Below are 954 nucleotides of genomic sequence, written 5' to 3' on the forward strand. Positions count from 1 at the left end.
GCGGCCGATCGGCCCTGCGGTCTTCAGCCAGCCGTTGAAGGCTTCGATCGTGCCGGGAGATAACGCGAAATCCGCTCGCATTTGCGCGCTGTCCAGAATCTCGTCGCCCTTCATCATCGGCACGCCGTATTTGAGCGCGTGAACGTACATGTCGTGCAACGCAATCTGGCTGAGCTTGCCGCCATCGCCCTGGCCGGGATCACGCCCCTTGCCCTGTTCGTTCGGCGCATAACCGCCGCCGACATCCGAATGCACGCCGGGGTACGCGATTTCATGGCGGATGCCGAGCGGATAAGCGCCCCCTGCTTCGCGGATCGAATCGACCGGAAAGCTCATGCGCTGCTCGTGGATCGAGAACGCGTGAACGCAGTAACGGACCGAATCGGGAATGCGCATCGCGCCGTCGCTGGCAAAGGCGAAGTGTCCGTCGAACGAACCGATGTCGACGGTCGCGCGGGTAAAATCGGGCGGCCCAACGGAAGCGACCGTATCGAACAGTCCCATGAAGTTCACCTGGTATGGCAGCGCATACTGGCCACCGAACTTGACGAGATTGCCGCCTGCCGCCCAATGGCTCACCAGCTTGTGCACGAATGCGCGGGCGCCCGCGGCGCCGCGCGAGAAGCCGATCACGTTGATCCAGATCTTCCGGATCGTGCCGGGCGGATGACGGGCATCGACCGCAAGCTTGTGGGTCACGCCCAATGTCTGGAGCGGTTCATCGAACCCGCTCATGTCGCCGTTTGCGGCGGCGTCGCATAGCAATCTGGCCTTTTCGAACGAAATAAGGTCCAAGGTTTTGTCCGGCGCAATGGCGTGATAGACGGCATTCAACACCCGAACGTAGCCCAGCGCGCAGCGCGCGTTGAAGCCCTTGGCCATCGCCTTGCCCATCTGCAGGTAGGTCTCTTCGCCGATCTCGGGCAGCGGCGTGCCGACGCCCGGGATGTAGAA

The 954-nt window shown here is 62.7% G+C and carries 1 protein-coding gene; it reads right to left on the minus strand.

Features of this window, described 5'->3' with window-relative positions; all coding sequences use genetic code 11:
* On the minus strand, positions 1 to 954 hold a 954-nt coding region (locus LIG30_RS22095; RefSeq protein WP_038715499.1), incomplete at both ends, for a T6SS phospholipase effector Tle1-like catalytic domain-containing protein.

Source organism: Burkholderia sp. lig30, assembly GCF_000687455.2.
Taxonomy (GTDB): Bacteria; Pseudomonadota; Gammaproteobacteria; order Burkholderiales; family Burkholderiaceae; genus Burkholderia.